The sequence below is a fragment of the uncultured Campylobacter sp. genome (assembly GCF_938018035.1).
Lineage (GTDB): Bacteria > Campylobacterota > Campylobacteria > Campylobacterales > Campylobacteraceae > Campylobacter_B.
In genome coordinates, this window is record NZ_CALIJF010000327.1 from 1 (window position 1) to 2765 (window position 2765).

A 2765-nucleotide genomic window follows, 5' to 3' on the forward strand; every position below is an offset into this window, starting at 1 on the left:
AAACAAAGCGCGCTGCATGCGCTAAAGTACAAGCTCGCCCCTGCCGCGGAGATCATCACGCCCAACGTGCGCGAGGCCGAGGTTTTGGCGGAGATGAAAATTTCAAGTTTAGCCGATATGTGCGCCGCTGCGGTTAAAATTTCGCAGTTTTTCGGCGGCGCGATTTTGATCAAAGGCGGCGATCTTGCGGGCGCGAGCGCGACTTGCATTGCGGCGGAAGCGGATGCGGTGCAAAATTTTAAAGCTTTTGGGCGCGAGACGAGCGAAAACGGGGCGCTCAAAAATTCTACGGGTTTAACAGAGCGCGCGAATTTCGCGAGTGAAAATTTTACTAGCGAAAGCAAAATTTTAACGACGAGTGCGGAGCCCTCTTTTGAACAAAATTTATCTGTAGCGCCTTTAGATGCAGGTTTTGAACCGAGCGGCGAGAGCGGGGATTTGAGAAATTTAGCAGTTGATATTTTGTACGAAAACGGCAAATTTTATGAGTTTTCCGCGCCTAAAATTTCTACGCATAACACCCACGGCACGGGCTGCACGCTCTCAAGCGCGATCGCGTGCGCGCTGGCGGCGGGGCTTAGTCTGCCTGCAGCCGTCGCCCATGCCAAGGGCTTTGTGCGCAGGGCGCTGGGTTGGGATGAGCAGATCGGGCACGGATGCGGCGCGATAGATCATTATTTCACGGTCCAAGATCCCTTCGGCGCGGACTTTGGCGGATCTTGCGCGAACGAAATCAAAATCATCGCCCCGGATTAAAATTTCAAGCGCTCGTTGAAATTCCTGCATTCGTTAAAATCCAAAACTCCGCTGCTATTAAATTTAACCTAGCGGCACAAGATCGTACAAACGGTTCGTCGCGACTTGTGATAAACGGCGGAATTGCGTGGCTAAAAAGCGTGTTGCGGGAGTAGTGCGCTTAAAATTTTAGTTGATTTTTAGGCATCATAATCCGCGTAGAATTTTAAAGAATTTTTGAATTTTATTGTAGGGTTCGCGTTGCAAGTTAGGGCTTTCCTTATTTGCCTTATGCTATAGCCCTGCTTCGTGACATTGTTAAATTTGCGTTATTTCTTATAGGTCTTTATATGCGAAAAAAGTGGATTATAAATATAAGCTAGTCATGCACTCACTGCTCACGTTACTACCTGCCTTCGCCCCTTCAAGGTAGATGCATCGCATTGTATGTCCGACCATTGCGTTGTACTTGCTGCAGTATTGCGACACCGCTGCGAACTTAGCGATCTATGCCCGCCGCCTCATATTCGCAGGGCTTGCTAAAATTCCAAATTTTCTAGCAAAAGAGTTATAATGGCTAAAATTACGTAAATTTAGGAATTTAAAATGCACTGCAAAAAAGGACTACTACTCTTAATCATCGTCTCAGGGATAATCTCTGCCGCAGATAACTGGATCGCATCCCTACTGCTGCCTAGCATCGCAGATACGTTTGGGGTGCAGGTAAGCGCCGCCTCCGCAGTTTTGACGGCATATCTGATCCCCTATGGCTTACTTCAGCCGGTTTACGGACATCTTAGCGATCGCTACGGCAGAGGTAAAATTTTAATTCTGCTAATGCTCTTTTTGGCGATATTTACGCTTCTTTGCTCCACTGCAAAAAGTCTAGCGTGGCTTGTTTTATTTCGTTTTTGCACGGGATGCGCGGCAGCGGGTATAATCGCTGTCTGCCTCGGCGTTATAGGCGATGCATATGACGAGAAGGATAGACAAAAAATCGTAGCGATATTTCTGGGTTCGGTATTTTTAGGGCAGGGGCTGAGTGTGGCTTTAGGCGGATGGGCAGTGGCTAGATTTTCTTGGAGGGATATATTTTTAGCCTTTTCTGCGCTGTCTGCAGTATCTTTCGTATCACTATTTACGCTAAATTTCAAAGACACTCCGAAAAGCAAAGGCGAAAGCTTCGTGAAATCTCTAGCTAGCTTGCGCGGCGATGCTGCGCTTTTGAGAAGCTATTTTTTGGCTTTATGTAATGGCGTAATCGTGCTTGGGGCGTACTCATTCATAGGCGCTTATCTACTTAAAAAGCTAGGCTTGAGTTCAAATTTCGCCGGAGTCTGCCTTATGCTTTACGGCGTCGCTTGCTTTTTGGCAGGAAACGCTGCTAGATATTTAAAAGAGAAGTTGCCGCCAAAAGAAATTCTATCCCTCGGCTTTTTGGCGTCCGCTTCTGCGCTGTGCCTTTTGGCGAGTTGCTTTGCTGCCACTGCATATGTAGGGACGTTTTTGCTGGGATTCGGATATGTTTGCGCGCAGTCCGTCCTAGCAAGCGCGGCACTTCGTTGTGGCTCCGCCAAAGGTCTATCCTCCGGGATCATAGGCACGGCGATATTTTTCGGAGGCGGCATCGGTACTGCCGTAGGTGGCAAGGCGCTTGAATATTTAAGCTACCAAGGGCTATTTTGCGGCTTTGCCGCGTTAGCCGCCGCGCTGCTGATTTTTTACCGTGCAAGCTTTAAGGGCACGCGAGAAATTTAATGCTTCGCGAAAATAGCAGAATTTAAAATTAAGCACACTTCGCTACCGAGAAATTTCCTAAAATTACGCTATTTCAGGGCGCCGCATTGGCATCGTCATAAATATCGCGGTGCATTGCATCACGCTGCCACTTTTTCAGCTTCCGTGGTATGAGTTCGTTTCGGGATTTTTTGGGCACGTGGTTTGGTTTTGGGCGATCGAAGTATTTCGTCGCGATCCACGAAACCGCTTAACCGACGAGCCAGATTCTGCGGATCGCCAAAGTACTTCGT

The 2765-nt window shown here is 48.1% G+C and carries 2 protein-coding genes; both read left to right on the forward strand.

Annotated elements, in window-relative coordinates; genetic code table 11:
* Positions 1-756 (forward strand): bifunctional hydroxymethylpyrimidine kinase/phosphomethylpyrimidine kinase (locus Q0257_RS09765; protein WP_298024464.1); only part of this gene is annotated, 756 nt, incomplete at its 5' end.
* A gap of 585 nt (positions 757-1341) precedes the next feature.
* Positions 1342-2493 carry an MFS transporter gene (locus Q0257_RS09770; protein WP_298024466.1) on the forward strand — a complete coding sequence of 384 codons (1152 nt, stop codon included), beginning with the start codon at positions 1342-1344 and terminating at the stop codon, positions 2491-2493.
* Positions 2494-2765: the final 272 nt, after the last annotated feature.

What these genes read in the sequence shown, in the direction of transcription:
- Q0257_RS09770 (WP_298024466.1), top strand. Translation starts at nt 1,342, where the DNA reads ATGCACTGCAAAAAAGGACTACTACTCTTAATCATCGTCTCAGGGATA.